This is a genomic window from Pseudonocardia sp. ICBG601, from assembly GCF_020496245.1.
Window position 1 is genome coordinate 1 of record NZ_JAHLJA010000079.1, and the last position, 26,510, is coordinate 26,510.

18 protein-coding genes and 6 pseudogenes are annotated in these 26,510 nt (G+C 66.6%); 17 read left to right on the forward strand and 7 right to left on the reverse strand.

Annotated elements, in window-relative coordinates; all coding sequences use genetic code 11:
* The 3 genes and pseudogenes from KPL57_RS72530 to KPL57_RS22325 form a co-directional block, all read left to right on the forward strand.
* Positions 1-97 (forward strand): annotated as a pseudogene (locus KPL57_RS72530) (hypothetical protein); the annotation flags it as partial.
* Positions 81-176, forward strand: a pseudogene (locus KPL57_RS72535) (DUF3631 domain-containing protein); the annotation flags it as partial. The pseudogenes KPL57_RS72530 and KPL57_RS72535, both read left to right, overlap by 17 nt.
* Before the next feature lie 25 nt (positions 177-201).
* On the forward strand, positions 202-525 hold the full coding sequence (locus KPL57_RS22325; protein WP_264198401.1) for a DUF3631 domain-containing protein: 324 nt from the start codon (positions 202-204) through the stop codon (positions 523-525).
* 417 nt (positions 526-942) lie between these two features.
* Here KPL57_RS22325 and KPL57_RS22330 read toward each other — a convergent pair whose 3' ends face one another.
* Both KPL57_RS22330 and KPL57_RS22335 read right to left on the reverse strand, forming a co-directional pair.
* The gene (locus KPL57_RS22330) at positions 943-1,263 is read right to left on the reverse strand and encodes a hypothetical protein (RefSeq protein WP_226353050.1); all 321 of its coding nucleotides are present in this window, start codon (positions 1,261-1,263) and stop codon (positions 943-945) included.
* Positions 1,251-2,078: a replication initiation protein gene (locus KPL57_RS22335; RefSeq protein WP_226353051.1), complete on the reverse strand. Its 828-nt coding sequence runs from the start codon at positions 2,076-2,078 to the stop codon at positions 1,251-1,253. The genes KPL57_RS22330 and KPL57_RS22335 overlap by 13 nt, the downstream gene beginning before the upstream one ends.
* A gap of 779 nt (positions 2,079-2,857) precedes the next feature.
* On the opposite strand from KPL57_RS22335, the pseudogene KPL57_RS22340 reads away from it, so the two are divergent.
* The 3 genes and pseudogenes from KPL57_RS22340 to KPL57_RS72540 all read left to right on the forward strand — a co-directional run.
* Positions 2,858-5,757 (forward strand): annotated as a pseudogene (locus tag KPL57_RS22340) (Tn3 family transposase).
* 246 nt (positions 5,758-6,003) lie between these two features.
* Positions 6,004-6,588, forward strand: a complete 585-nt coding sequence (locus KPL57_RS22345) for a recombinase family protein (RefSeq protein ID WP_226351775.1) — start codon at positions 6,004-6,006, stop codon at positions 6,586-6,588.
* Positions 6,589-7,420: 832 nt separating this feature from the next.
* A pseudogene (locus tag KPL57_RS72540) lies at positions 7,421-7,810 on the forward strand (SdpA family antimicrobial peptide system protein); the annotation flags it as partial.
* Between the two features lie 39 nt (positions 7,811-7,849).
* Here KPL57_RS72540 and KPL57_RS22355 read toward each other — a convergent pair.
* A complete protein-coding gene (locus KPL57_RS22355; RefSeq protein ID WP_226351147.1) occupies positions 7,850-8,500 on the reverse strand; it encodes a transposase in 651 nt (216 codons plus the stop codon).
* A 452-nt stretch (positions 8,501-8,952) separates the two neighbouring features.
* On the opposite strand from KPL57_RS22355, the gene KPL57_RS72545 reads away from it, so the two are divergent.
* Entirely contained in the window at positions 8,953-9,906 is a 954-nt protein-coding gene (locus KPL57_RS72545; protein ID WP_226353061.1) for a sporulation-delaying protein SdpB family protein, read from the forward strand.
* A gap of 4 nt (positions 9,907-9,910) precedes the next feature.
* Positions 9,911-10,288 (forward strand): SdpI family protein, encoded by a 378-nt coding sequence (locus KPL57_RS72550; RefSeq protein WP_226353052.1) that lies wholly within the window; start codon positions 9,911-9,913, stop codon positions 10,286-10,288.
* 43 nt (positions 10,289-10,331) lie between these two features.
* Here KPL57_RS72550 and KPL57_RS67010 read toward each other — a convergent pair whose 3' ends face one another.
* Complete coding sequence (locus KPL57_RS67010; RefSeq protein ID WP_264198403.1) at positions 10,332-11,078, reverse strand: hypothetical protein; 747 nt, start codon at positions 11,076-11,078, stop codon at positions 10,332-10,334.
* Between the two features lie 1,681 nt (positions 11,079-12,759).
* On the opposite strand from KPL57_RS67010, the gene KPL57_RS22380 reads away from it, so the two are divergent.
* From KPL57_RS22380 to KPL57_RS22405, 6 genes are all read left to right on the forward strand, one after another.
* Positions 12,760-13,059, forward strand: a complete 300-nt coding sequence (locus KPL57_RS22380) for a hypothetical protein (RefSeq protein ID WP_226353053.1) — start codon at positions 12,760-12,762, stop codon at positions 13,057-13,059.
* Positions 13,056-14,315 carry a hypothetical protein gene (locus KPL57_RS22385; protein ID WP_226353054.1) on the forward strand — a complete coding sequence of 420 codons (1,260 nt, stop codon included), beginning with the start codon at positions 13,056-13,058 and terminating at the stop codon, positions 14,313-14,315. Before KPL57_RS22380 ends, KPL57_RS22385 begins: the two co-directional genes overlap by 4 nt.
* Positions 14,312-16,624 carry a cell division protein FtsK gene (locus KPL57_RS22390; protein ID WP_226353055.1) on the forward strand — a complete coding sequence of 771 codons (2,313 nt, stop codon included), beginning with the start codon at positions 14,312-14,314 and terminating at the stop codon, positions 16,622-16,624. The genes KPL57_RS22385 and KPL57_RS22390 overlap by 4 nt, the downstream gene beginning before the upstream one ends.
* Before the next feature lie 202 nt (positions 16,625-16,826).
* The gene (locus tag KPL57_RS22395) at positions 16,827-17,225 is read left to right on the forward strand and encodes a hypothetical protein (RefSeq protein ID WP_226353056.1); all 399 of its coding nucleotides are present in this window, start codon (positions 16,827-16,829) and stop codon (positions 17,223-17,225) included.
* Entirely contained in the window at positions 17,222-17,611 is a 390-nt protein-coding gene (locus KPL57_RS22400) for a hypothetical protein (RefSeq protein ID WP_226353057.1), read from the forward strand. Before KPL57_RS22395 ends, KPL57_RS22400 begins: the two co-directional genes overlap by 4 nt.
* The gene (locus KPL57_RS22405) at positions 17,608-18,807 is read left to right on the forward strand and encodes a DUF3631 domain-containing protein (RefSeq protein WP_226353058.1); all 1,200 of its coding nucleotides are present in this window, start codon (positions 17,608-17,610) and stop codon (positions 18,805-18,807) included. Before KPL57_RS22400 ends, KPL57_RS22405 begins: the two co-directional genes overlap by 4 nt.
* A gap of 380 nt (positions 18,808-19,187) precedes the next feature.
* Here KPL57_RS22405 and KPL57_RS22410 read toward each other — a convergent pair whose 3' ends face one another.
* Together KPL57_RS22410 and KPL57_RS22415 are read right to left on the reverse strand one after the other, a co-directional pair.
* Positions 19,188-19,508, reverse strand: coding sequence for a hypothetical protein (locus KPL57_RS22410; RefSeq protein WP_226353050.1), 321 nt, complete (start codon positions 19,506-19,508; stop codon positions 19,188-19,190).
* Entirely contained in the window at positions 19,496-20,323 is an 828-nt protein-coding gene (locus KPL57_RS22415) for a replication initiation protein (RefSeq protein WP_226353051.1), read from the reverse strand. Before KPL57_RS22415 ends, KPL57_RS22410 begins: the two co-directional genes overlap by 13 nt.
* A gap of 779 nt (positions 20,324-21,102) precedes the next feature.
* Here KPL57_RS22415 and KPL57_RS22420 point away from each other — a divergent pair.
* The 3 genes and pseudogenes from KPL57_RS22420 to KPL57_RS72555 form a co-directional block, all read left to right on the forward strand.
* Positions 21,103-24,002: pseudogene (locus KPL57_RS22420) on the forward strand (Tn3 family transposase).
* A 246-nt stretch (positions 24,003-24,248) separates the two neighbouring features.
* Entirely contained in the window at positions 24,249-24,833 is a 585-nt protein-coding gene (locus tag KPL57_RS22425; protein ID WP_226351775.1) for a recombinase family protein, read from the forward strand.
* Positions 24,834-25,664: 831 nt separating this feature from the next.
* Positions 25,665-26,054, forward strand: a pseudogene (locus tag KPL57_RS72555) (SdpA family antimicrobial peptide system protein); the annotation flags it as partial.
* Positions 26,055-26,093: 39 nt separating this feature from the next.
* Here the strand turns inward: KPL57_RS72555 and KPL57_RS22435 are convergent.
* Positions 26,094-26,510: transposase family protein (locus KPL57_RS22435; RefSeq protein ID WP_226353059.1), on the reverse strand; the 417-nt coding region annotated here is incomplete at its 5' end.

Genomic DNA, 26,510 nt, shown 5'->3' on the forward strand with positions numbered 1-26,510 from the left:
CCGCGACCGCCCGAAGCTTCAGCGGCTCGCTGAGCGCCTGCACGGCTGGCTCCGCGACGACCTGTCCGCCCTGGAAGCGGCTGAGCCGGTTATGCCCGTGGAGGACCGCGCCGCGCGCGGACACCTGGGAGCCGTTGATCGCCATCGCTGATCACGCAGGCGGGCCCTGGCCCGAACGAGCCCGCCAGGCGATCCTCCGCGTTGCAAGCCGAAGACGCCGGGGACGACCGCTCCGAACGCATCCGCCTGCTCGCCGACTGCCACGCAGCGTTCGGGGACGAGCAGGCGTTGCCGACGATGCGGCTCCTCCAGCAGCTCCGGGCCGATCCGGAGGCGCCGTGGGCCGACTACGGACCACGCGGCGAAGGACTCACCGCAAAGAAACTCGGGGAGCTGCTTCGGGAGTACCGGATCGAGTCCACACAGATGCGGTTCCCTGGACTCGGACAAGTCAAGGGCTACTACCGCGACGTCGTTCGCCGACGCGTGGCGGCGCTACACGCCAGATTTGATCACAGACCGTGATAGTCGCACAGAATCGTCTCCCGACTCATCGTCGTAGCTGGTCACGCCACGTTCAGGGCGGTCTCCGGCTCACGGGAGCGCGGTCTTCGTTGAGGGGGTGGTGCGGATTGATCCGCACCACCCCCTCAATCCGCACCACCCAAAATCGCCACCTGACCTGCACAGTTAGCATTGCTGTTACGCATGGTGCGGATTGGTGCGGATTGAGGGCCGTTTCGGGACGTCCCTCGAAACCTCACCGTGCGTGACAACGGCGGCGGACACGCAATGGCACGGGTAGCCGTCACGGGCGACCGGTCGCCCGTCGCTTGGGATGCCCGTTAAGGCCCCTCAGATGCCCGCACGCGTGTCGAATCTTCGTCTGGAGCCCGATTGGACCGGAGAGAGCCTGCCGGGGTGCTGAGGGCTTCTCAGGGCTTAGAACGCCTCGCGCAGCACCCGAGTGGCAGCGGGAGTGGCAGAGGATCGCGCGGGCACTTCCCACTCGCCTCGGCATCGCGCATCAGAGAGCAGCTTTCCGACCATGTCGTGGGTTTCGCCGGTGACTTCGGCGATCTGCTTGTAGGTGAGTCCTTGGTCGCGGAGGGCGGTGACGCGGGCGCGGCGGGCTTTGGCGCGGGCGAGGTACTCGTGGCGGGGTTCGGCGGCGATGGCGCGGACGGTGCGTTCGGAGACGCCGGCGCGTTCGGCGACTTCGCGGGCGGTGCGTTTGCGGCGGCGGGGGTTCAGCGCTCCCATCCGAACGCCTCCCGCTCCACACGGCCACGAATCTGGCCGGACTGCCACGTCCTCACAGCCCCCCGCTGCAGGCCGCCCTTGTGGCCGCGTGCGGTTTGGATGGCGTGGAAGGTCTCCTCGTAGGCCTTGGGGCCGTTCCGCCAGAGCCGGGAGCGGGTCAGGATCCAGCGGCTGATCGAGTCCGCGATCGCCCGCACCTCCGCCGCCGGGAGCGGGTCGCTGAAGGCCTGGTTGCGCTCGGCCGCTCCGGCCCGGATCGCGGCTTCCAGCCCGTCGGGGTCGCCGAAGTGGTGGCGGACCTCCCGGTAGGCCCACCGCCGCGCGGTGGTGAACAACGCGCAGTTCCGACCCGACCCGGACGGGTCGAGCAGGTGGGCTTTGCGGCGCATCCAGCCCGGCTCGGGCATCGACCCCGACGCCGCCAGGGGGGCGTGGAGCTCGTCGAGGCTGTAGCGGTGGTAGTGCACGTGATGGGCGTTCCAGCGCGGGTGGAACGGGTTCTTCGTCAGCAGCCCGCCGTAGTCCCGGTCCCCACCCGTGGCCCGGCGGAGCCCTTCCAGGACCGAGGTCAGGTAGCTCAACGGCTTGAGCCGGGCGTAGTCGGTCGTGGTCACCGGCTCGGCCAGCACCCACCCCAGGTGGGCGTGCCCGTTGACCGGATTGCTGATGATCAAGTTCGGCAACGCGTGGCTGTCGCGCGCCGACAGGCCCCGCAGCTCGGCGTCGGGCTCGTCGCAGTCGATCACCACCAGGTTCACCATCCCCGCGCAGTTGGCCTCCAGCAGCTCACGAGCAAGCGCCCGCCGCCGCGACATCCGGTACACCCCACGAGATGGATCATCCGCCGCCAGCGGCCGACGCGGAAGCCACAGCTCGCCCCAGGCCTCCCACGCATCCAGATCAGCCGCGGCCAGAACTTCTTCCACCGCCGCCGACACCGGGACCGGACCAGGCGGGGGGACCCCCGCAGCGGGGGTCGGGGGCAGCTGGGGCACGGGGGCCTCCGGACGGGGCGGGGAACGGCTTCAGGGCGCGGAGCTACGCGCTCTCCTTCTGCGCGTGCGCGGAACATCTGACTTGGCTTCCGCGCCTACTAGTAAGAAAGCATCCTAGTAGTAGGTCGCTGGATGCTCATCCATCAGGGGCCACAAGGCCGAGTGGCCGAGCGATGTCTCAGTCGGGCGTCAGCAGCGGGGGGCTCCGCCAACGCCGTCCGAGCAGCACGCCACGACGCGGCGGACGCCAGTGGCTGAGCAGTCTCCCGATCGCGTAGCCCGTCGATGCTTGCCGCAAGATCATCTAACAACCCTGCAGGGCCCTGGAGGCGCGGCAGCTCTACCGGGAGGCTTATTCATAGACGGCGTGTCGTGACCGCGCCCTGACCTTCACGGTGCGCTGGCCTGCATCGACGCTCGGCCCATGAGGGGTGCCGGTAAGGATCGTGTCATCAGCCGCAAACGAGCGCTGGGGGCTTGACCCTGAATCTCTGGTCGCGGCGGTGTCCGGGGGGTGGGAGTAGCGTCCGTGCGTGGCGCGTGAGCTGGGTCAGGACGAACTGATCGATCGGTGGACGCTGGTCGAGGCCGAGCTGGCGATGGTGGCCGGCAAGCGTGGCGCGACGCGGCTCGGGTTCGCGGTGTTGCTGCGCTTTTACACCGAGCACGGCCGGTTTCCCCGCAGCCGGAGCGAGATCCCCGACGCCGCTGTGGACTACGTGGCCCGGCAGGTCGGTGTGCCGGTGACCGAGCTGGCGTTCTACGACTGGTCCGGCCGCACGATCGAGTTCCATCGCAGCCAGATTCGCCGGACACTGGGGTTCCGGGAGTGCAGCGTCGCCGACGCCGACAAGCTCACCGAGTGGCTGGTCACCACCGTCACCCAGACCGAGCGCGGCGCTGAACGTGTCCGTGACCAGCTGCTGGACCGGTGCCGGGAGGAACGTATCGAGCCGCCCACCGGCGGCCGCGTCGACCGGATCGTGCGCTCGGCGCTGCACCGCGGCGAGGAGCTGCTGTTCGCACGGGTGGCGATCCGCTTATCCGAGGCGGTGCGCGTTCGGCTGTTCGCCTTGGTCGCGGCCGGTGCCGATGACGACGGCCAACCCGGCGGGGACGGTGACGGGCCGGCGGTGCTGGCCTCGATCCGGTCCGATCCGGGCAACGTCAGCCTGAACACGATGTTGACCGAGATCGCCAAGCTGGAAGCGGTACGGGCGGTCGGCCTGTCAGCCGGCGTGTTCGCCGACATCGCCCCGAAGGTGGTCGCCGCCTGGCGGGCGCGGGCGGCGGTCGAGGCGCCCAGCCACCTGCGCGGACACGCGCCTGAGGTGACGCTGGCCCTGCTGGCGGCGTTGTTGCACTGCCGGGAACGGGAGATCACCGACACGCTGGTCGAGCTGCTGATCTCCACCGTGCACCGGATCAACGCCCGCGCCGAGGTCCGGGTGACCAAGGAGCTGATCAAGGAGTTCAAGCGGGTCACCGGCAAGGAGAACTTGCTGTTCCGGGTCGCCGAGGCGACCGTGAACGCCGGCGACCAGCTCGTGCGCGACACCGTGTTCCCGGTCGCGCCGCAGGCCGTGCTGGCCGACCTGATCGCGGAGTTCAAGTCCTCCGGGCCGACCTACCAGCGCACCGTGAAGGCCACGCTGAAGGGCTCCTACACCAACCACTACCGGACTGGGCTGATCAAGCTGCTGGACGTGCTGGAGTTCCGCAGCAACAACACCACCCACCGGCCGGTGCTCGACGCGCTGGAGCTGATCACCCGCTACGCCAGCGCCGGGAACCTGCACTACTACCCGGCCGGCGAGCACATCCCGGTCCATCGCGGCCTGAGCGAGGACTGGGAGGCGCTGGTTTACAAGGACGACAAGCGCCGCCGGCAACGGGTCGTGCGCATGGTCTACGAGGTGTGCACCTTCCAGGCGCTACGCGAGCAGTTGCGGTGCAAGGAAATCTGGGTCGTCGGCGCGGACACCTGGCGCAACCCGGCCGAAGACCTTCCGACCGATTTCGAGGACCATCGCGTCGAGCACTACCAGGCGCTGCGCAAGCCGCTGGACCCCAGCCAGTTCATCGCCGACCTGCAAGCCGAGATGCGCGCCGAGCTGGAGGCCCTGCACACCGCCCTGCCGGGCTGCGATTGGTTGTCGATTAGCGACCGCGCGGCTGGCGCGGTCAAGCTGGCCCCGCTGGAGGCCTCGCCGGAGCCGCGCAACCTGCGCCGGCTCAAGCAGGCTGTGCAGGCCCGGTGGGGCACGGTGCCGCTGATCGACATGCTCAAGGAGGCGGTGCTGCGCACCGGCTGCCTGTCGGCGGTGACCTCGGTCGCCGACCGCGGCACCTTGCCCGAGCACGTGCTGGCCGAGCGGTTGCTGCTGGCTATCTACGGGTACGGCACCAACACCGGCATCCGTGCGGTCGCCGGCGGCGAGCACGGGCATTCCGAGGACGAGATTCGCTACGCCCGGCGCCGCTACCTGAGCACCGAGGCCGCGCGGCAGATCGCGATCGAGATCGCCAACGCCACCTTCGCCGCCCGCCAGCAGACACTGTGGGGCGACGGATCCACGGGGCCAGCGACTCGACTCACTTCGGCGCGTTCGACCAGAACATCTTCACCGAGTGGCACTCCCGCTACGGCGGCCGAGGGGTGCTGATCTACTGGCACGTCGAGCGCGGCTCCGTGGTGATCCACTCGCAGCGGCTGAACTGCTCGGCCTCCGAGGTGCACGCGATGGTCGACGGCGCGATCCGGCATGGCACCGACATGCAGGTCGAGGCCAATTACGTGGACACGCATGGTCAGTCCGAGATCGGGTTCGGCATCACGAAGCTGCTCGGGTTCGACCTGCTGCCGAGGATCAAGCGGATCAACAAGGTCAAGCTGTACCGCCCGGCTGCTGGCGAGCCAGACGCCTGGCCGGGTCTGGCACCGGCGATGACCCGCCCGGTCCGGTGGGACCGCATCGCTGAGCAGTACGACCAGATGCTCAAGTACGCCACCGCGATCCGCGTGGGCACCGCCTCGACCGAGGCGATCCTGCGGCGATTCATGAAGGCCAACGCAGCGCACCCGACCTACCAGGCGATGATCGAGCTGGGCCGGGCGCAAAAGACCATCTTCTTGGCCCGTTACCTGCACAGCCGGGCACTCCAGCGAGAGATCCACGAGGGCCTGAACGTGGTCGAGTCGTGGAATCGGGCCAACGCGGTCATCTTCTACGGCAAGGGCGGGGACCTGGCCACCAACCGGCGCGACGAGCAGGAGATGAGCGTGCTGTGCCTGCGGATCTTGCAGGCCGCCCTGGTGTACGTGAACACCCTGATGATCCAGGACCTGCTCGCTGGCTCCGAGTGGGACGACGCGCTCACCGCTGAGGATCGGCGCGGGCTGACGCCGCTGTTCTGGGCGCACGTGCTGCCCTACGGCGAGGTGCGGCTGAACATGGACGCCCGTCTTCGCCTGGCCGCCGCCGCCTCCAGCGGCTGACTGGCCGGTCTCGAAACCAAGGTTCCGCGACAGCGTGCAGGCGAGTTCGGACATCGACATCACCCCAGGTCACGCTGTCTCACAATCTAACGTCGAAACACCGCCTCGAAACACGGCCACATGGTAAACTTATGAGACAGTTGCGGGAGGAAACGAGACGATCATGACCGGCGAGTCCGCCATTACCGACCCGCGGATCGCCGCCGCCCTGGATGCCGACCGGGACCAGGCCAGGACGGTGACGTGATGGAACTGGGCTACGCCCGCGTCTCGACCACACACCAGGACCTCGAACGACAGCTCGACGCCCTGGGCCACCACGGCATACCCGACGAGCGGATCTACACCGACAAGAAGACCGGCGCCACCATCGACCGGCCCGGCTTCACCGAGCTGCGCCGCTACGCCCGCTCCGGCGACACGATCATCGCGACCAACCTCGACCGACTCGGCCGCAATCTGCGCGAATGCCTCAACGTCGTGCACGAGCTGCGCGAGCAGGGCATCGGGATCAAGACCCTGAAGGACCCGATCCCGATCGACACCACCGACGACTCGCCGATGGCCGAACTCGCCGTCGCGCTACTGGCGCTGTTCGCACACATGGAACGAGTGTTCATGCGCGAACGCGCCGCCCACGCCCGCGAGGCCACCGCAGCCACGGGCAAACTGCCCGGCCGACCCCGCAAACTCGACCCCAACCAGCTCGCCGCGGCCCAGGCCGCCCTCGACACCGGCCAGACCGCCGACCAGATCGCAGCCGCGTTCGGCGTCAGCCGCGCCACCCTCTACCGCAACCTCACCGAAAATAAACCCGCTGACCAGCAATGATCGACTCGTTTGCGGCTGGTGACAACTCCCTTACCGGCGCCCCCATGACCAGCGTGGATAAGCCTCCGGGAATTGGTCCAGTCGTCATTCATTATCACAGTTCGTAGTCGTTTCACTCCAATCCGTCACTACCCCCGCCCCCCCCCGAAACAGGGAAGGGTAGCTTGCTGACAGTTAAGCCCTTACTCAAAGTGTGGGCTAGATACCTCATGGTCCGGAACGAAAGGGTCGTCGTGCGCCGTTGCTCATGGTTTGTGCTATCTGTAACAATCGCTGTAATCATGAGTCTGCTCGCAGCTGGCTCCGCTAGCGCAGCTTCAGTTAAAATCGATGAACCAAATCTAACGTATAGCTCCGACGAGCTTATCGCTGGAGTATTTTTCGGTAGCGGCCCCGTTGCGACCAAGCTCAATACAACTTTCGATCCGACCTCTATCGGAATCTCTCCCGACGAGCACGAACGGAATGTCGTTCATGGTCTGGCCTTTCTGAAGCGGGCGGATCCAGGACTCTACGAGCGCACCGCTCATGCGTTAACAAGTGGCGATGTCTTGCGCATTGATTCCGCTCTTCGTGAGATGGGCTTCGCAGTTTCCAAGCATGCTCAGAACCAGACTCGGGCTCAAGCAACTACGCCCTCTCGATGCGGCGCGGTTGGGGCAGTATGCGTTGCCGTGGCATACGTCGGGGCTGTTTCCTGGGTCGTTGCGCAAAATTCTCTCGCAGTCACATCCGTAGCGTACGCTTGGCAAGCTCTCTACGGTCCAGGAGTAAAGTACGCCAGCCTCGAAAACGAGCGGGTCGTTGCCGCAGCAGCCGACCGCCTCGCTCTATGAGGACGACCGACTCCAATAGTCGCACTCGCGCTCACTGCATTGCGCTAAGTGCAGTACTCCTGCTCGCGTTAGTCAATGCAGCTGCAGCCCTGCCAGCGTCACCCATCTTTCCCCAGACTGCGATCAATGCGCTGGAACCTATTCGTTCCTTACTCCCTCAAGGTTGGGGATTTTTTACCAAAAATCCCCGCGAACCTGCGTTGGCTATCTACGCACAACACTCAGGGTCATGGCGGTTAATCAGCGAGGGGAGCAACGCTTCACCAAAGCGCGCATACGGACTAGACAGGACTGCACGCACTGAGCAGTACGAGATCGAGGACCTCCTTAAACAGTCCGAGAAGATGCCGTGGGCCGACTGCTCGGTGGGAAATCTAGGAAGCTGTCTAGCGGACAGCGGCAAGGATCATCACCAACCCGGAGGCTTATTCATAAGCCGCAAAGAAGTAGAGGCCTACGATTGCCGCAACTGTGCTTTCGTATTTGCTGATGGGGTAGCGGTATCGGCCACCTTCTTCGCTGAGCATGCGCCATGTTTTGAGGTGCGCGATGGCGTGTTCGACGGCTGCGCGGATTCTGCCGAGGGCGGTGTTGAACTCGACTTGGCTGGGGTCGAGGTCGATACCGGGGGATCGCTTGTGCGGGACCGTGTTGATGCCCTCGACGCCGATGTAGCCGAGGTCGGCGACGGACGGGAGATCGCGCAGACGCTCCGCCAGCCCGGATGCGGCGTAGGCATGTGCGTCGTGGCGGGCGCCGTGAATCGGGACTTCGCCGACCGCGACGAGGACTCCGTCGAGGGTGGCGGCGATCTGCAGGTTCATGCCCGAGTAGCCGGCCTTGACCGAGAACAGGTCGGACACTGCGTTCCAGTCCCACGTCGGGCACACGGTGCCATCGACCAGCACTGTTCCGCCTCCGAGGACCTCCCGCGGGTCGGGCACGACGTCGGCGAGGACCTCGCCGATCACCGGGCGCAGCAGGTCCCAGCGGCGACTGACCGTGGACTGGCTGACCCCGAAGATCGCGCCCGCGAAGTCCTGGGTCACGTTCTTGCGCATCAGCGTCACCACCATGGCCACTGACCGGAACAAGCCCAACGCAACAGGCCTACCTGCAGAAACGAACTTGCCGCCGCATCGGGCGTGTACTCTCACCACCAGATCGGTGAGTTGTCTATCGTCCAACCCTGTCATAGCTTTGAATCGCAACAGCTCTTCGCCGATCCTCGTTCGATGCCTGGGAACACCGAACAAACCGGCAAGGGCTGTTGCACTTCAAGCGCGACACACCGCCGTGCCGGTATCGAGACAAAATCGCCGGTGACGGCTTCCGCAGATCAACAGAATTACTCCCTTGTGAATAAGCCCCCCGTTAGTCTCGCGTCTGAACATCCTCGCTTCTGTGGGAACATCGCGCTAGTCACCACCGATCCGGTGCCATGGGCCTGGGCAAACCACCTTCTCGCTCAGCCGTCTCGCTACAAGCTACTAACGAGTTCATGCAGTTCCATCAAACGAGCGCCCCAATGACACATACTCTTGATCTAACACAGCGCGGCAAGGGCGATAATCCGTTCTGTTCAGCGCTAGGATTCGGTCGCACTCTCATTGCAATTGGAACTACCGCCGCCCTCATGGCGACTCCCATAGAATATCTCTTCTATGTAAGTGCAGCCCGCCCGACGGGCCGAGTGTGCGAGAACTTCGCTGGGGAAATAAGTCTCTTCTGTGTCGTTCCTAATGAGTGGCTTGAGCCGACTCGATGGGTAGCGGTAGCAACTCTCCTAATCGTGGCTTCCGGATGGCGGCCGCGCTACACGTGCCTAGTTCATTGGTACGTTAGCGTCAGCTTCTATTCCTCCAGCAACGTCTTCGATGGCGGAGACCAAGTAGCCGCAGTTATAACTCTCCTCATAATTCCGATTTGCCTCTGCGATGGGCGCAGATGGCACTGGAATGATCAGCCAGAAGTGGTCATTGAGAGGCGACTTGCCCTGATCGCAGCGCGGATCAGCCTATACTCGATATGGCTCCAGGCATCGTTTATATACTTTCATGCAAGCCTTAGCAAACTCGCAGGGGAGGAGTGGAAGAACGGGACTGCTGTTTGGTACTGGCTCAGTGGCGTAGAAAGTTCTTTTTCTCCGCCAAATTATATTTCGGATGCAGTACGTACGGTTCTTTCGTCAGCGATCGCGGTGCAGGCAGCGACATGGGGAACCCTGGCTATTGAATTCGGGATCGCTTGCTGCTTAATGGCTCGCCAAAAAATCAGAATGCTGGCTCTCGCTTTAGGAATTGCGCTCCACGGATTCATCGCTTTGCTTATGGGGCTCCCGGGATTTTCCTGCATCATGGGCGGATTGCTGATTATGTATCTGCTTCGCCCAGGCGACCCTCCTGTCTGGCCTAGTCGAAAGACGACTATGCGTGCCAAAACTTTAAGTTTCACTCAACCAATAATGGCGGTCAAGGAGTAGGCAGATGCGACACGAAACCGGAGGGGTCGTCCCTTTGTCTGTGCAGGTCGCCCTAGGGGCGTCTCACTTGATAGTCGCCATCATTCAAGGGATTATAGCCTACCGTGGGGGGCGCGGGCGACTCCCACGAAATCACTGGATCGGATTTCGGGGGACTCGTTCTCTGTCATCGGAATCAGCCTGGATTCATGTGCACCGACGCGCCGCTCCGCTGACTTGGGTTTCGTCCGCTGTGGCCTTCTTTACTGGCGGCGCAATAATTTTGCTGGACGGATCAAGCGAATGGCTGATTCTAACGACAACGCTGGCCGCTGACTCCGCCATTATCATTCTCATGATCATCGCTTGGAAGGTCGGGCACCAAGGGCTCCCAGACTCGTAACCAGTTCGGGTTGACCTGCCCCCCGACCGCAGCGGCAGGCCACTCACGACGGGCCAGGCCGCCAGCACGGCACCTCGGCCAGGCTCTTCACCGCCCACCGCAGACCCGCCGGGAGCACCGCACCCGACCGCGCCCGGCGCACCGAAGAACGGGCCGCGAACTCCGACATCACCGCCTCCAACGGCGCCACCACCTGCGGCGGACACCACCACACCACACCCATGCACTCCAGCTCCCGCGCCCGCGACGCCACATCCGCAAGCAAACCCTGCGGCCAATCCGCGCGACCGTCTGTCGGCGCCGGTTCCAGATACACCGACCGAGCCCGCAACGACAGCTCCACCTGCACCAACAACCGACGCCCATCCCGCATCACCTGAACCCCGTCCGGGACATGCACCGACCGCATCGCCTGCGCCGCACGAGCCATCTCTGCCGCCTGATGCGCCAACGCCCGATGCGACTCCCACCGCCCCACATCCAAACCGACCCGGTGCAACCGCAACGCCCCCACCGCACGCACATGCGCCACGCACCCCGGACGCGGCATCCACGGCCCCGGGTCCCACCCCAGCAACTCCCGCGCCATCACCCGCGACGGCCACACCCACCGCGCACCACCATCGATCTGCCCCGCCCGCGCCCACCCCGCCTGCTTCCACCGCGACACCAAACCCGACGCCCGCGACAACGACACCCCCAACACCGACGCCAACACGTCCTGCGGCAACCCGTACTGCTGCGCCAACACCTCCAACACCGCCGCATCCCGCGCCGTCTGCCGCACCACCCCAGCATCCACACGCCTCGCCCGCACCACCACACTCAGCCCCTTTCACCGAAACTCACACAACCCACCCGAAAAACATTTCCCTCACCGATACTCACCGATACTCAGCGAGGTGGAAACACCCCTCCCCCTCAGCGAGATCACCGCACGACATGTCACCCAACAAACTTGAGAGGGACGATCACGACGATACGCAGCGAGGCGAACAACCCACCCACGCCACAGAAACGCCCAAAACAACCCAGCCACCCACCCCAGCCACAGTCTGTTGACCTTGACCTTGCCCTTTTCAAAGCTTAGAACTACGTACTGACGATCATGACTGCTCCGCCACCACCTGCCGGTGGGTCGGGCTGGCGCCCGACACCTCGACCGGCCGTCAGCGAAGCAGGGTGGTCGAGGTGTCGGGCGCCAGCCCGACCCACCGGCACTCACCTCGCCATTCACATAATAGCAGGTAACAGCAATAATCGACCCGAGAACACTCAGGGGTAAGCCCAGAAGACGGCCCCGAAAACGATCTTCGGCTCACTCGGGAGTAACAAAGCTCCTCTCGGGATTTACTGGGCCCATCCCAGGCCGACAACCCCGAGGTTGCACAACCCCAACGACAGCGCGGCGGCCCCCGCACCCGCCGGGCCGCGCATCGGGCAGACACCCTGCTCCTGTACGCACCAAAACGCCGCGCAGGCAAATGCTAACCCATCCTGTGACACCCTCTGATGTCGCATCTCCAGCAGCGTGAACACCGAAAAAGTCGCCACTCTGTTTCCTCCGACAGCAAGAGGCGCCCGACCATAACAATAAGAGCGAAAACCGCAAATGAAAAGACACCAAAACCGCGTGGAACTTTCGCTCCGGGCGCCCGCGGGGCCCCGCAGCCTACAACGCCGGAAACGCAACCACGCGCAGTCGGAAACCGAGTGCTTCGGCGGGCGGCTCCCTTCGGCCTCGCTCCGTCACGCAGAGTGAGATTTCGGGGGATGTCCCGAAACGGCCTTCAATCCGCACCAATCCGCACCATGCGTAACAGCAATGCTAACTGTGCAGGTCAGGTGGCGATTTTGGGTGGTGCGGATTGAAGGGGTGGTGCGGATCAATCCGCACCACCCCCTCAACGAAGACCGCGCTCCCGTGAGCCGGAGACCGCCCTGAATGCGGCTCGACCAGCGGAAACGGCGACCAGACGGCCCTCGAGGGCCAGTCGTCACGTTCCGTAATCGACCTGAGGCGTGAGAGAGCGGTGGGCAGGCCGGTCGAGGTCGGTGCTTGACAGCCCGTGCGGTGTCGTGTCTTGCTTGAGGGAGCGGTCCCGCCAGCCCGGCGGGGTTGCGGTCACCGCCCAGGATTGGACTCCGGGGCGGCGACCTAACCGAACGACCTTGACTAGAAGGTGATCGGCTGTGGGCTATGCTGCCCTTGGCGTCTGCACGTCTCCACCGGTGGGTGGAACTTTTCTTCCAGACTCCCCCGACAGTGACCCTGATCCCGGCGCTGACCAGGGCTTCTCGTGGTGCCCGGATGGTCTGACCGAGCGGGTCATCGACCGCCGCTACGGCGACCTCCTCCGCGACCCCGCTCCAGCCGACGACCTGCCTGACGGGGCGTCCGCAGGTCACCTGCTGACGCTTCCGCCCCGACGTCCCGTGGCCGTTTCCGCTGGTCAGGGCGGTGAGGTGGCATGACCGCGCTGCTTCACCATGCCGTCACGGCGGTCCGGGACCGGCTGGTCGAGACCGCTGTCGTCACCGCCCTGGCCGGGGCGACGCTGGGCCTGACCTGGTGGTTCGCCGCGCCGCTCGGCTTCGTGACCGGCTGGTGGGCTGCCGCTGAGCTGCGCCTCCGGCAGCTCCGCCGAGCCGTCCCGACCTCAACTCCCCGGGGCGAGTTGCCTGCCGCAGACGACGCCTCCGACGGCCCTGAGTCGCCCGCTGAGCGGGTTTCAGCTGGTCAGCAGGACAAGGGGAGGGCCGGAGCATGACCACCACGAACCACTCGTGGGCTGCGACCCGGGCGGCCGAGCGACGTGAAGGCCGCGCTCTGGACGCCCGCCTCGCACGCGAAGCCGCCGACGCCGCCGCACAGCGGCGGATCACCGAGCAGAACGCCCGCCGCGACCGCGCCCAAGCCGACCGCGATGCGGCTGAACGGCGCCGGGCCGAGCAGCGTCAGGCCCGCGCCGACGCCCTGGCCAAGGTCCTGACCTGGGCTTCTGCCCACGTGGTCGAGTTGCTGATCTACCCGATCGCGTTCCTGTCCTTCGCTCTGGCCGCTCCGGCGATGGCCGCCTACGGACAAACCATCTACGGCCCGGGCGGTGTGCTCCTGGCTGGGATCACCGAACTGGGCATGTGGGCCTTCGCTATCGCCGTCGTCGCCTCCCGACACCAAGCACCGGACCGCCCCGTGGTCGGGTTGCAGGCCGGGGTGGTGCTGTTCTCCCTGGTCGCGGCCTCGATGAACCTCCTCCACGGCCTCGACCAAGGCTGGACCGCCGGGATCGTCATGGCGGTCGTCTCGATCGCCGGGGTCGCTGCACACCAGCTCACCTTGGCCGGGGCGCCCCGCTCGCGGGCCGAGCGCCGCACGGCGCGCCTGTCCGCACTGGTGGAAGCGAAGACCGACCGCGCACGACGCCTCGCCATCGGCGACGCGGCAGCAACCATCGACACCGAAGGCACCGCGGCCCTGGTCTACCGGCCCGGGACCTACCAGGTCCACCGCCGGGCCCTGGCCGCGACCACCATCCCGGACCACCCCGCAGCACCGGTCGCACCGGTCGCCATCGGCCGCGCCGATGACTGGGACTGGGCACTGGCCGCCCTCGTCGAAGGCGCCGGATGCGTCGGCTCCCGCCTCACCGACGACCTCGACTACGAGGACGACCCGGACCTCGACTGCCTCGACTCCGACCTCGACTCCCACCTCGACGATGATCATGGGGGCGGCCTCGCCGTCCTCGACCGCACACCAGAAGAGTCGGATCAGGAGTCGAGGGCTGACCTGCGACAGTCGACCCACCCAAGATCATCGTCGAGGGGCGGAGTCGACCCCGACCATGATCTTGAAACCGGGTCGACTCCCCGCAGCCTGGATGATCTTCGCGACCAGCTCCGGGCCGCGGTCGACGAGGGCCGGGTCGACCCCGGCTCGGCCGAATCCATCCGCCGGACGCTGCGCTGCTCGGCCGCCCGCGCCCGCCAGCTCCGCGACGAGACCGCCGGAGGCACGCGATGAACAACGACGACCACAACCGCCACGACGGCCAGGAGAAGGGGGCTGGCGGCGCCAGCCCAGCCCACCACGCGTCATCAGGGGAGAGGCTGGCGCCAGTCATCACCCTGCACCACCGGCCCGACAACTCCGACACCGAGTCCTCGGTCGTCATCGAGGGCGAGATCGTCGACCAGGCATGCGGCCCGCAGACAGACAGCGCCTCGACGCCGGGAACGGACGTGGTGGTGTCGCGGCGGGACCTCTACCGCTCCGACCTACACACCGCAGGCCGGAGCGCCCTCGCCGCCGCGACCCACCCGGTCACCGTCACCAGCACGAAAGCGCTGGTCAGGAACACGTGGTTCGTGTTCTCCGGCGCCGGAGTCCTCATCCAGCGGTGGCGCGACACCCACGGCACCTCCCGGTATGAGCGGCAGATGCGCGCCGCCGAAATCGCCGGCGACCAGGACCGGCTCCTGGAATGGGAGGCCCGCGACACCGCCGAAAAGGCCCGCCGTCATGGGCGGGTCATGGACTGGATCAACGCGCCCCTCGCCTGGGCCCGCGCTGCCGGGGTCGGCGCGCTGATCGCGCTCGGGATGCTCCTTGGCCTCGGCGCCGTCCTCGCCATCGCCGCGAAAGACATCTCCCTGGTCATCGCCCCCATCACCGCCATGATCGACGCGGTCGCCTGGGTGGTCATGTTCGTGACCGTCTACGCCACCGTGATCGCCACCCTCGCCGCGGCCGGGGCGGTGCTCGGGCTGTGGGCACTCGGCCGCGCCCGCACCGAAGCACCCACCTGGACCGCACCACCCACCGACGACGTCGAGACCAGCACCGGGCGGGGTGTGATCGTCGACGAAAGCGCCGTGGTCAACGCCCTACGCAACCTCGGCCTGAGCGCACTCAACGCCAAGTTCAAGCAGGGCTGGAGACCACGCTGGAACCTCCCACCCGTCCACGACGGGAAGGGCTGGCACTGCCAGTTCCTCCTGCCTGAGGGCGTCACCGTCGAGATGCTCAACAAGCGCAAAGACGTCCTCGCCCACAACCTCCTGAGGTTGCCGGTGGAGGTGTGGCCCACCGAAGCCCGCGACCACCCCGGCATGCTGGACCTGTGGGTCGCCGACCAAGGCTCACTGACGAAACCGGTCGCGCCCTGGCCGCTGCTGCACGACGGGACCACCGACTACTTCCGCGGTGTCCCCGTCGGCGTCACCCCCCGCGCTGACCTGGTCAACGGACGACTGTTCGAGACGAACTGGGGCATCGCCGGGATGATGGGCTCCGGGAAGTCCACCCTGATCATCAACGTCCTCGCCGGAGCCATCCTCGACCCACTCGTCGAGATCGACATCTACTGCATGGCCCACAACGCCGACTACGACCCCTTCGCCCCGGTCGCCCGGACGCTGTTCGTCTCCGACGACCCCGACGAGGTCCCCACCGTCCTCAACGGCCTCAAACAGCTCATGTCCGAGCTGTCCGAACGCGGACGGAAACTGTCCGCAGCAGGCGAACCCAAGCTCACCCGGGCACTCGCCGCCGCCGACCCGTCCATGCGGCCCCGCGTCGTGGTCATCGACGAGTGCCAGGAACTGTTCGTCTCCGACGTCGGCGACGAAGCCGCCGAGCTGGTCGCCAAGATCGTCGCGAAAGCCCGCAAGTACGGGGTGACGTTCCTGTTCGCGACACCAGTCCCCTCGAAAGAGTCCCTACCTAGAGCGGTGGCGAAGGTCCTGTCCAACCGGGCGTGCTTCGCCATCGGCGACCACCAGGGCAACGACGCCATCCTCGGCACCGGCAAACACACCGCAGGCATCACCGCCACCACCCTGCAACCCATGAGCATCGCCCCCGACGGCACCGTCGACCTCGGAGACCTCGGCACCGCCATGACATCGGGCTTCACCAGCCGGGACGGGCTGATGCGCTGCTTCTACATCCAACGCGGCGACGGCGTCGACGAGCTGACACCGATCGTCGAGCGGGCGGTGAAGCTGCGTGAGGAGGCCGGGCTCGCCCCCAGCTCAGCGGACGCACCGGGCACCGAGGCCGACCCGGTCGATCACCTCGCCGATATCGCCGAGGCTCTGCGCGGGCAACCCCGCGTCCTGACCCGGCTCGTCCTCGCCCGCCTGGTCGAACACAACCGCACCGTCTACGAGCACTGGGGCTTCACCGAACTCGCCGCCGCCCTCGCCGCCCACGACATCCCGCCGCGTAAGTCTCACGGCCAATCCGTCGTCCGCGCCGACGACCTCCACACCGCCCTCACCCACCGTGACCGAAACGAGCACCACGGCACGGGGGAGAACGACCTCTAACCCAGGGGAGCGGCCGGGGGAGCGGGGAAGTTTCCCCGGACACTCCCCCGGCCCTCTTCCCCCACATCACCAGCACAAACAGTCACAGGGGAAGCGGGGGAGCACTCCCGCCCAGGCCCTCTGAAACCCGCCCACACGCAGAGAAGAAGGCACTTCGGTGCCTCCCTCCCTCCCCTTCGCCATGCCGAAAACAGGAGCCCCCATGACCACACACAGTCACCGCTCTCCTGAACTGCCGGAACCACCGGCAACACCTGACCCGCTCCCGTGTCGAGCCCTGGCAGTCCCGGTCCCGCGTCTGCCCGATCCGGATCGGGCCGAGGCCCTGGACGTCATCGGACACCTCGACCCGGCCGTCCTCGCGGCCGTCCTCGGACGAGCCCAGCCGACCGCGCCGCTACTGGTCGCCGCCCGCGTGGGCGTGGAGGTCGCGGACCTGCGCCACGCCCGCTGGACCGCCCTTCGCGACGCCAGCAAGCAGGTCTCGGTCGCCTACACCGCTGCCGGGCTCTCCCGACAGCCGTCCCTCGCGGAGTTGATGCGGCGCCGGTATCCGCCCCACGGCGACCCCGCCCGGTGGGCACGTGGGGACGCGGCATGACCACCACCGCAGGCGAGCAGCTGGTCGTGGGCAAGTCGACCCGGACCGCAGCCCGCCCCAGCGGGCGAGGACCGGAAGCGACGCGGCAGCACCTTCCCGCCGCGCACCGACGGTCCCGGCTGGCTGCCCAGGTCGCCGACGGACGCGAACTCGCCGTCCTGGTCGACGGGCCGTGGCGGGGCCGCTGGTACTGGGCCGACGACCTCACCGACATGCAGGACGCCTCACGCCGCTACCCGGACAGCCATCCCGCCGCCGAACTCCGCGCCTACGCCCCCACCGACGGGTTCGTGCCGCACCCGCACGAGCCCGAGGTGACCGGACGCCTCTGGCGACACCACCCGAGCACCGCACCCGCCGCCACCACCTTCAGGAGGACGACGTGAACACCCACGACGACCAGCTTTCCGCAGGTCAGGGCGAAGGTTCCGAATCCGGCACCTTCACCCCGCCACCATCCGACCACCCCAGCGGCGGCGGGCATGGGGCGGTGATCCTCGACGACCTGGAGGCCGCGCTGCGCCGCTACGTCGCCCTGCCCTCCGACGCCGCCGTCGTGGGCGTGGTGCTGTGGATCGCCGCGACCCACGCCCAACCCGCCTGGGCGCACGCGCCACGGCTGGTCGTGCGCGCGCCGGAGAAGCGCTGCGGGAAATCCCGCCTCCTCGACGTCGTCGAAGGCGCGTGCCACCAGCCGTTCATCACCGTCAACGCCACACCGGCAGCGGTCTACCGCTCCATCACCGCCGACCCACCCACGATGCTCGTCGACGAGGCCGACACGATCTTCGGGCCCGCAGCCACCGGCCACGAAGACCTCCGCGGACTCCTCAACGCCGGACACCAACGCAACCGGCCCGCGAAGCGCTACGACCTCGCCAAAAACCGCGTCGAATCCATCTCCACCTTCGCGATGGCCGCCCTCGCCGGGATCGGACGCATGCCCGACACCATCGAAGACCGCGCCGTCGTGGTTCACATGCGACGCAGAGCCCCCGGAGAACAGGTGGCCCCATACCGGCACCGCCGCGACCGCCCGAAGCTTCAGCGGCTCGCTGAGCGCCTGCACGGCTGGCTCCGCGACGACCTGTCCGCCCTGGAAGCGGCTGAGCCGGTTATGCCCGTGGAGGACCGCGCCGCGGACACCTGGGAGCCGTTGATCGCCATCGCTGATCACGCAGGCGGGCCCTGGCCCGAACGAGCCCGCCAGGCGATCCTCGCGTTGCAAGCCGAAGACGCCGGGGACGACCGCTCCGAACGCATCCGCCTGCTCGCCGACTGCCACGCAGCGTTCGGGGACGAGCAGGCGTTGCCGACGATGCGGCTCCTCCAGCAGCTCCGGGCCGATCCGGAGGCGCCGTGGGCCGACTACGGACCACGCGGCGAAGGACTCACCGCAAAGAAACTCGGGGAGCTGCTTCGGGAGTACCGGATCGAGTCCACACAGATGCGGTTCCCTGGACTCGGACAAGTCAAGGGCTACTACCGCGACTCGTTCGCCGACGCGTGGCGGCGCTACACGCCAGATTTGATCACAGACCGTGATAGTCGCACAGAATCGTCTCCCGACTCATCGTCGTAGCTGGTCACGCCACGTTCAGGGCGGTCTCCGGCTCACGGGAGCGCGGTCTTCGTTGAGGGGGTGGTGCGGATTGATCCGCACCACCCCCTCAATCCGCACCACCCAAAATCGCCACCTGACCTGCACAGTTAGCATTGCTGTTACGCATGGTGCGGATTGGTGCGGATTGAGGGCCGTTTCGGGACGTCCCTCGAAACCTCACCGTGCGTGACAACGGCGGCGGACACGCAATGGCACGGGTAGCCGTCACGGGCGACCGGTCGCCCGTCGCTTGGGATGCCCGTTAAGGCCCCTCAGATGCCCGCACGCGTGTCGAATCTTCGTCTGGAGCCCGATTGGACCGGAGAGAGCCTGCCGGGGTGCTGAGGGCTTCTCAGGGCTTAGAACGCCTCGCGCAGCACCCGAGTGGCAGCGGGAGTGGCAGAGGATCGCGCGGGCACTTCCCACTCGCCTCGGCATCGCGCATCAGAGAGCAGCTTTCCGACCATGTCGTGGGTTTCGCCGGTGACTTCGGCGATCTGCTTGTAGGTGAGTCCTTGGTCGCGGAGGGCGGTGACGCGGGCGCGGCGGGCTTTGGCGCGGGCGAGGTACTCGTGGCGGGGTTCGGCGGCGATGGCGCGGACGGTGCGTTCGGAGACGCCGGCGCGTTCGGCGACTTCGCGGGCGGTGCGTTTGCGGCGGCGGGGGTTCAGCGCTCCCATCCGAACGCCTCCCGCTCCACACGGCCACGAATCTGGCCGGACTGCCACGTCCTCACAGCCCCCCGCTGCAGGCCGCCCTTGTGGCCGCGTGCGGTTTGGATGGCGTGGAAGGTCTCCTCGTAGGCCTTGGGGCCGTTCCGCCAGAGCCGGGAGCGGGTCAGGATCCAGCGGCTGATCGAGTCCGCGATCGCCCGCACCTCCGCCGCCGGGAGCGGGTCGCTGAAGGCCTGGTTGCGCTCGGCCGCTCCGGCCCGGATCGCGGCTTCCAGCCCGTCGGGGTCGCCGAAGTGGTGGCGGACCTCCCGGTAGGCCCACCGCCGCGCGGTGGTGAACAACGCGCAGTTCCGACCCGACCCGGACGGGTCGAGCAGGTGGGCTTTGCGGCGCATCCAGCCCGGCTCGGGCATCGACCCCGACGCCGCCAGGGGGGCGTGGAGCTCGTCGAGGCTGTAGCGGTGGTAGTGCACGTGATGGGCGTTCCAGCGCGGGTGGAACGGGTTCTTCGTCAGCAGCCCGCCGTAGTCCCGGTCCCCACCCGTGGCCCGGCGGAGCCCTTCCAGGACCGAGGTCAGGTAGCTCAACGGCTTGAGCCGGGCGTAGTCGGTCGTGGTCACCGGCTCGGCCAGCACCCACCCCAGGTGGGCGTGCCCGTTGACCGGATTGCTGATGATCAAGTTCGGCAACGCGTGGCTGTCGCGCGCCGACAGGCCCCGCAGCTCGGCGTCGGGCTCGTCGCAGTCGATCACCACCAGGTTCACCATCCCCGCGCAGTTGGCCTCCAGCAGCTCACGAGCAAGCGCCCGCCGCCGCGACATCCGGTACACCCCACGAGATGGATCATCCGCCGCCAGCGGCCGACGCGGAAGCCACAGCTCGCCCCAGGCCTCCCACGCATCCAGATCAGCCGCGGCCAGAACTTCTTCCACCGCCGCCGACACCGGGACCGGACCAGGCGGGGGGACCCCCGCAGCGGGGGTCGGGGGCAGCTGGGGCACGGGGGCCTCCGGACGGGGCGGGGAACGGCTTCAGGGCGCGGAGCTACGCGCTCTCCTTCTGCGCGTGCGCGGAACATCTGACTTGGCTTCCGCGCCTACTAGTAAGAAAGCATCCTAGTAGTAGGTCGCTGGATGCTCATCCATCAGGGGCCACAAGGCCGAGTGGCCGAGCGATGTCTCAGTCGGGCGTCAGCAGCGGGGGGCTCCGCCAACGCCGTCCGAGCAGCACGCCACGACGCGGCGGACGCCAGTGGCTGAGCAGTCTCCCGATCGCGTAGCCCGTCGATGCTTGCCGCAAGATCATCTAACAACCCTGCAGGGCCCTGGAGGCGCGGCAGCTCTACCGGGAGGCTTATTCATAGACGGCGTGTCGTGACCGCGCCCTGACCTTCACGGTGCGCTGGCCTGCATCGACGCTCGGCCCATGAGGGGTGCCGGTAAGGATCGTGTCATCAGCCGCAAACGAGCGCTGGGGGCTTGACCCTGAATCTCTGGTCGCGGCGGTGTCCGGGGGGTGGGAGTAGCGTCCGTGCGTGGCGCGTGAGCTGGGTCAGGACGAACTGATCGATCGGTGGACGCTGGTCGAGGCCGAGCTGGCGATGGTGGCCGGCAAGCGTGGCGCGACGCGGCTCGGGTTCGCGGTGTTGCTGCGCTTTTACACCGAGCACGGCCGGTTTCCCCGCAGCCGGAGCGAGATCCCCGACGCCGCTGTGGACTACGTGGCCCGGCAGGTCGGTGTGCCGGTGACCGAGCTGGCGTTCTACGACTGGTCCGGCCGCACGATCGAGTTCCATCGCAGCCAGATTCGCCGGACACTGGGGTTCCGGGAGTGCAGCGTCGCCGACGCCGACAAGCTCACCGAGTGGCTGGTCACCACCGTCACCCAGACCGAGCGCGGCGCTGAACGTGTCCGTGACCAGCTGCTGGACCGGTGCCGGGAGGAACGTATCGAGCCGCCCACCGGCGGCCGCGTCGACCGGATCGTGCGCTCGGCGCTGCACCGCGGCGAGGAGCTGCTGTTCGCACGGGTGGCGATCCGCTTATCCGAGGCGGTGCGCGTTCGGCTGTTCGCCTTGGTCGCGGCCGGTGCCGATGACGACGGCCAACCCGGCGGGGACGGTGACGGGCCGGCGGTGCTGGCCTCGATCCGGTCCGATCCGGGCAACGTCAGCCTGAACACGATGTTGACCGAGATCGCCAAGCTGGAAGCGGTACGGGCGGTCGGCCTGTCAGCCGGCGTGTTCGCCGACATCGCCCCGAAGGTGGTCGCCGCCTGGCGGGCGCGGGCGGCGGTCGAGGCGCCCAGCCACCTGCGCGGACACGCGCCTGAGGTGACGCTGGCCCTGCTGGCGGCGTTGTTGCACTGCCGGGAACGGGAGATCACCGACACGCTGGTCGAGCTGCTGATCTCCACCGTGCACCGGATCAACGCCCGCGCCGAGGTCCGGGTGACCAAGGAGCTGATCAAGGAGTTCAAGCGGGTCACCGGCAAGGAGAACTTGCTGTTCCGGGTCGCCGAGGCGACCGTGAACGCCGGCGACCAGCTCGTGCGCGACACCGTGTTCCCGGTCGCGCCGCAGGCCGTGCTGGCCGACCTGATCGCGGAGTTCAAGTCCTCCGGGCCGACCTACCAGCGCACCGTGAAGGCCACGCTGAAGGGCTCCTACACCAACCACTACCGGACTGGGCTGATCAAGCTGCTGGACGTGCTGGAGTTCCGCAGCAACAACACCACCCACCGGCCGGTGCTCGACGCGCTGGAGCTGATCACCCGCTACGCCAGCGCCGGGAACCTGCACTACTACCCGGCCGGCGAGCACATCCCGGTCCATCGCGGCCTGAGCGAGGACTGGGAGGCGCTGGTTTACAAGGACGACAAGCGCCGCCGGCAACGGGTCGTGCGCATGGTCTACGAGGTGTGCACCTTCCAGGCGCTACGCGAGCAGTTGCGGTGCAAGGAAATCTGGGTCGTCGGCGCGGACACCTGGCGCAACCCGGCCGAAGACCTTCCGACCGATTTCGAGGACCATCGCGTCGAGCACTACCAGGCGCTGCGCAAGCCGCTGGACCCCAGCCAGTTCATCGCCGACCTGCAAGCCGAGATGCGCGCCGAGCTGGAGGCCCTGCACACCGCCCTGCCGGGCTGCGATTGGTTGTCGATTAGCGACCGCGCGGCTGGCGCGGTCAAGCTGGCCCCGCTGGAGGCCTCGCCGGAGCCGCGCAACCTGCGCCGGCTCAAGCAGGCTGTGCAGGCCCGGTGGGGCACGGTGCCGCTGATCGACATGCTCAAGGAGGCGGTGCTGCGCACCGGCTGCCTGTCGGCGGTGACCTCGGTCGCCGACCGCGGCACCTTGCCCGAGCACGTGCTGGCCGAGCGGTTGCTGCTGGCTATCTACGGGTACGGCACCAACACCGGCATCCGTGCGGTCGCCGGCGGCGAGCACGGGCATTCCGAGGACGAGATTCGCTACGCCCGGCGCCGCTACCTGAGCACCGAGGCCGCGCGGCAGATCGCGATCGAGATCGCCAACGCCACCTTCGCCGCCCGCCAGCAGACACTGTGGGGCGACGGATCCACGGGGCCAGCGACTCGACTCACTTCGGCGCGTTCGACCAGAACATCTTCACCGAGTGGCACTCCCGCTACGGCGGCCGAGGGGTGCTGATCTACTGGCACGTCGAGCGCGGCTCCGTGGTGATCCACTCGCAGCGGCTGAACTGCTCGGCCTCCGAGGTGCACGCGATGGTCGACGGCGCGATCCGGCATGGCACCGACATGCAGGTCGAGGCCAATTACGTGGACACGCATGGTCAGTCCGAGATCGGGTTCGGCATCACGAAGCTGCTCGGGTTCGACCTGCTGCCGAGGATCAAGCGGATCAACAAGGTCAAGCTGTACCGCCCGGCTGCTGGCGAGCCAGACGCCTGGCCGGGTCTGGCACCGGCGATGACCCGCCCGGTCCGGTGGGACCGCATCGCTGAGCAGTACGACCAGATGCTCAAGTACGCCACCGCGATCCGCGTGGGCACCGCCTCGACCGAGGCGATCCTGCGGCGATTCATGAAGGCCAACGCAGCGCACCCGACCTACCAGGCGATGATCGAGCTGGGCCGGGCGCAAAAGACCATCTTCTTGGCCCGTTACCTGCACAGCCGGGCACTCCAGCGAGAGATCCACGAGGGCCTGAACGTGGTCGAGTCGTGGAATCGGGCCAACGCGGTCATCTTCTACGGCAAGGGCGGGGACCTGGCCACCAACCGGCGCGACGAGCAGGAGATGAGCGTGCTGTGCCTGCGGATCTTGCAGGCCGCCCTGGTGTACGTGAACACCCTGATGATCCAGGACCTGCTCGCTGGCTCCGAGTGGGACGACGCGCTCACCGCTGAGGATCGGCGCGGGCTGACGCCGCTGTTCTGGGCGCACGTGCTGCCCTACGGCGAGGTGCGGCTGAACATGGACGCCCGTCTTCGCCTGGCCGCCGCCGCCTCCAGCGGCTGACTGGCCGGTCTCGAAACCAAGGTTCCGCGACAGCGTGCAGGCGAGTTCGGACATCGACATCACCCCAGGTCACGCTGTCTCACAATCTAACGTCGAAACACCGCCTCGAAACACGGCCACATGGTAAACTTATGAGACAGTTGCGGGAGGAAACGAGACGATCATGACCGGCGAGTCCGCCATTACCGACCCGCGGATCGCCGCCGCCCTGGATGCCGACCGGGACCAGGCCAGGACGGTGACGTGATGGAACTGGGCTACGCCCGCGTCTCGACCACACACCAGGACCTCGAACGACAGCTCGACGCCCTGGGCCACCACGGCATACCCGACGAGCGGATCTACACCGACAAGAAGACCGGCGCCACCATCGACCGGCCCGGCTTCACCGAGCTGCGCCGCTACGCCCGCTCCGGCGACACGATCATCGCGACCAACCTCGACCGACTCGGCCGCAATCTGCGCGAATGCCTCAACGTCGTGCACGAGCTGCGCGAGCAGGGCATCGGGATCAAGACCCTGAAGGACCCGATCCCGATCGACACCACCGACGACTCGCCGATGGCCGAACTCGCCGTCGCGCTACTGGCGCTGTTCGCACACATGGAACGAGTGTTCATGCGCGAACGCGCCGCCCACGCCCGCGAGGCCACCGCAGCCACGGGCAAACTGCCCGGCCGACCCCGCAAACTCGACCCCAACCAGCTCGCCGCGGCCCAGGCCGCCCTCGACACCGGCCAGACCGCCGACCAGATCGCAGCCGCGTTCGGCGTCAGCCGCGCCACCCTCTACCGCAACCTCACCGAAAATAAACCCGCTGACCAGCAATGATCGACTCGTTTGCGGCTGGTGACAACTCCCTTACCGGCGCCCCCATGACCAGCGTGGATAAGCCTCCGGGAATTGGTCCAGTCGTCATTCATTATCACAGTTCGTAGTCGTTTCACTCCAATCCGTCACTACCCCCGCCCCCCCCGAAACAGGGAAGGGTAGCTTGCTGACAGTTAAGCCCTTACTCAAAGTGTGGGCTAGATACCTCATGGTCCGGAACGAAAGGGTCGTCGTGCGCCGTTGCTCATGGTTTGTGCTATCTGTAACAATCGCTGTAATCATGAGTCTGCTCGCAGCTGGCTCCGCTAGCGCAGCTTCAGTTAAAATCGATGAACCAAATCTAACGTATAGCTCCGACGAGCTTATCGCTGGAGTATTTTTCGGTAGCGGCCCCGTTGCGACCAAGCTCAATACAACTTTCGATCCGACCTCTATCGGAATCTCTCCCGACGAGCACGAACGGAATGTCGTTCATGGTCTGGCCTTTCTGAAGCGGGCGGATCCAGGACTCTACGAGCGCACCGCTCATGCGTTAACAAGTGGCGATGTCTTGCGCATTGATTCCGCTCTTCGTGAGATGGGCTTCGCAGTTTCCAAGCATGCTCAGAACCAGACTCGGGCTCAAGCAACTACGCCCTCTCGATGCGGCGCGGTTGGGGCAGTATGCGTTGCCGTGGCATACGTCGGGGCTGTTTCCTGGGTCGTTGCGCAAAATTCTCTCGCAGTCACATCCGTAGCGTACGCTTGGCAAGCTCTCTACGGTCCAGGAGTAAAGTACGCCAGCCTCGAAAACGAGCGGGTCGTTGCCGCAGCAGCCGACCGCCTCGCTCTATGAGGACGACCGACTCCAATAGTCGCACTCGCGCTCACTGCATTGCGCTAAGTGCAGTACTCCTGCTCGCGTTAGTCAATGCAGCTGCAGCCCTGCCAGCGTCACCCATCTTTCCCCAGACTGCGATCAATGCGCTGGAACCTATTCGTTCCTTACTCCCTCAAGGTTGGGGATTTTTTACCAAAAATCCCCGCGAACCTGCGTTGGCTATCTACGCACAACACTCAGGGTCATGGCGGTTAATCAGCGAGGGGAGCAACGCTTCACCAAAGCGCGCATACGGACTAGACAGGACTGCACGCACTGAGCAGTACGAGATCGAGGACCTCCTTAAACAGTCCGAGAAGATGCCGTGGGCCGACTGCTCGGTGGGAAATCTAGGAAGCTGTCTAGCGGACAGCGGCAAGGATCATCACCAACCCGGAGGCTTATTCATAAGCCGCAAAGAAGTAGAGGCCTACGATTGCCGCAACTGTGCTTTCGTATTTGCTGATGGGGTAGCGGTATCGGCCACCTTCTTCGCTGAGCATGCGCCATGTTTTGAGGTGCGCGATGGCGTGTTCGACGGCTGCGCGGATTCTGCCGAGGGCGGTGTTGAACTCGACTTGGCTGGGGTCGAGGTCGATACCGGGGGATCGCTTGTGCGGGACCGTGTTGATGCCCTCGACGCCGATGTAGCCGAGGTCGGCGACGGACGGGAGATCGCGCAGACGCTCCGCCAGCCCGGATGCGGCGTAGGCATGTGCGTCGTGGCGGGCGCCGTGAATCGGGACTTCGCCGACCGCGACGAGGACTCCGTCGAGGGTGGCGGCGATCTGCAGGTTCATGCCCGAGTAGCCGGCCTT

What these genes read in the sequence shown, in the direction of transcription:
- KPL57_RS22330 (WP_226353050.1), bottom strand. Translation starts at nt 1,263, where the DNA reads ATGGGAGCGCTGAACCCCCGCCGCCGCAAACGCACCGCCCGCGAAGTC.
- KPL57_RS22335 (WP_226353051.1), bottom strand. Translation starts at nt 2,078, where the DNA reads ATGTCGCGGCGGCGGGCGCTTGCTCGTGAGCTGCTGGAGGCCAACTGC.
- KPL57_RS22345 (WP_226351775.1), top strand. Translation starts at nt 6,004, where the DNA reads ATGGAACTGGGCTACGCCCGCGTCTCGACCACACACCAGGACCTCGAA.
- KPL57_RS22355 (WP_226351147.1), bottom strand. Translation starts at nt 8,500, where the DNA reads ATGGTGGTGACGCTGATGCGCAAGAACGTGACCCAGGACTTCGCGGGC.
- KPL57_RS72545 (WP_226353061.1), top strand. Translation starts at nt 8,953, where the DNA reads ATGACACATACTCTTGATCTAACACAGCGCGGCAAGGGCGATAATCCG.
- KPL57_RS72550 (WP_226353052.1), top strand. Translation starts at nt 9,911, where the DNA reads ATGCGACACGAAACCGGAGGGGTCGTCCCTTTGTCTGTGCAGGTCGCC.
- KPL57_RS22380 (WP_226353053.1), top strand. Translation starts at nt 12,760, where the DNA reads ATGACCGCGCTGCTTCACCATGCCGTCACGGCGGTCCGGGACCGGCTG.
- KPL57_RS22385 (WP_226353054.1), top strand. Translation starts at nt 13,056, where the DNA reads ATGACCACCACGAACCACTCGTGGGCTGCGACCCGGGCGGCCGAGCGA.
- KPL57_RS22390 (WP_226353055.1), top strand. Translation starts at nt 14,312, where the DNA reads ATGAACAACGACGACCACAACCGCCACGACGGCCAGGAGAAGGGGGCT.
- KPL57_RS22395 (WP_226353056.1), top strand. Translation starts at nt 16,827, where the DNA reads ATGACCACACACAGTCACCGCTCTCCTGAACTGCCGGAACCACCGGCA.
- KPL57_RS22400 (WP_226353057.1), top strand. Translation starts at nt 17,222, where the DNA reads ATGACCACCACCGCAGGCGAGCAGCTGGTCGTGGGCAAGTCGACCCGG.
- KPL57_RS22410 (WP_226353050.1), bottom strand. Translation starts at nt 19,508, where the DNA reads ATGGGAGCGCTGAACCCCCGCCGCCGCAAACGCACCGCCCGCGAAGTC.
- KPL57_RS22415 (WP_226353051.1), bottom strand. Translation starts at nt 20,323, where the DNA reads ATGTCGCGGCGGCGGGCGCTTGCTCGTGAGCTGCTGGAGGCCAACTGC.
- KPL57_RS22425 (WP_226351775.1), top strand. Translation starts at nt 24,249, where the DNA reads ATGGAACTGGGCTACGCCCGCGTCTCGACCACACACCAGGACCTCGAA.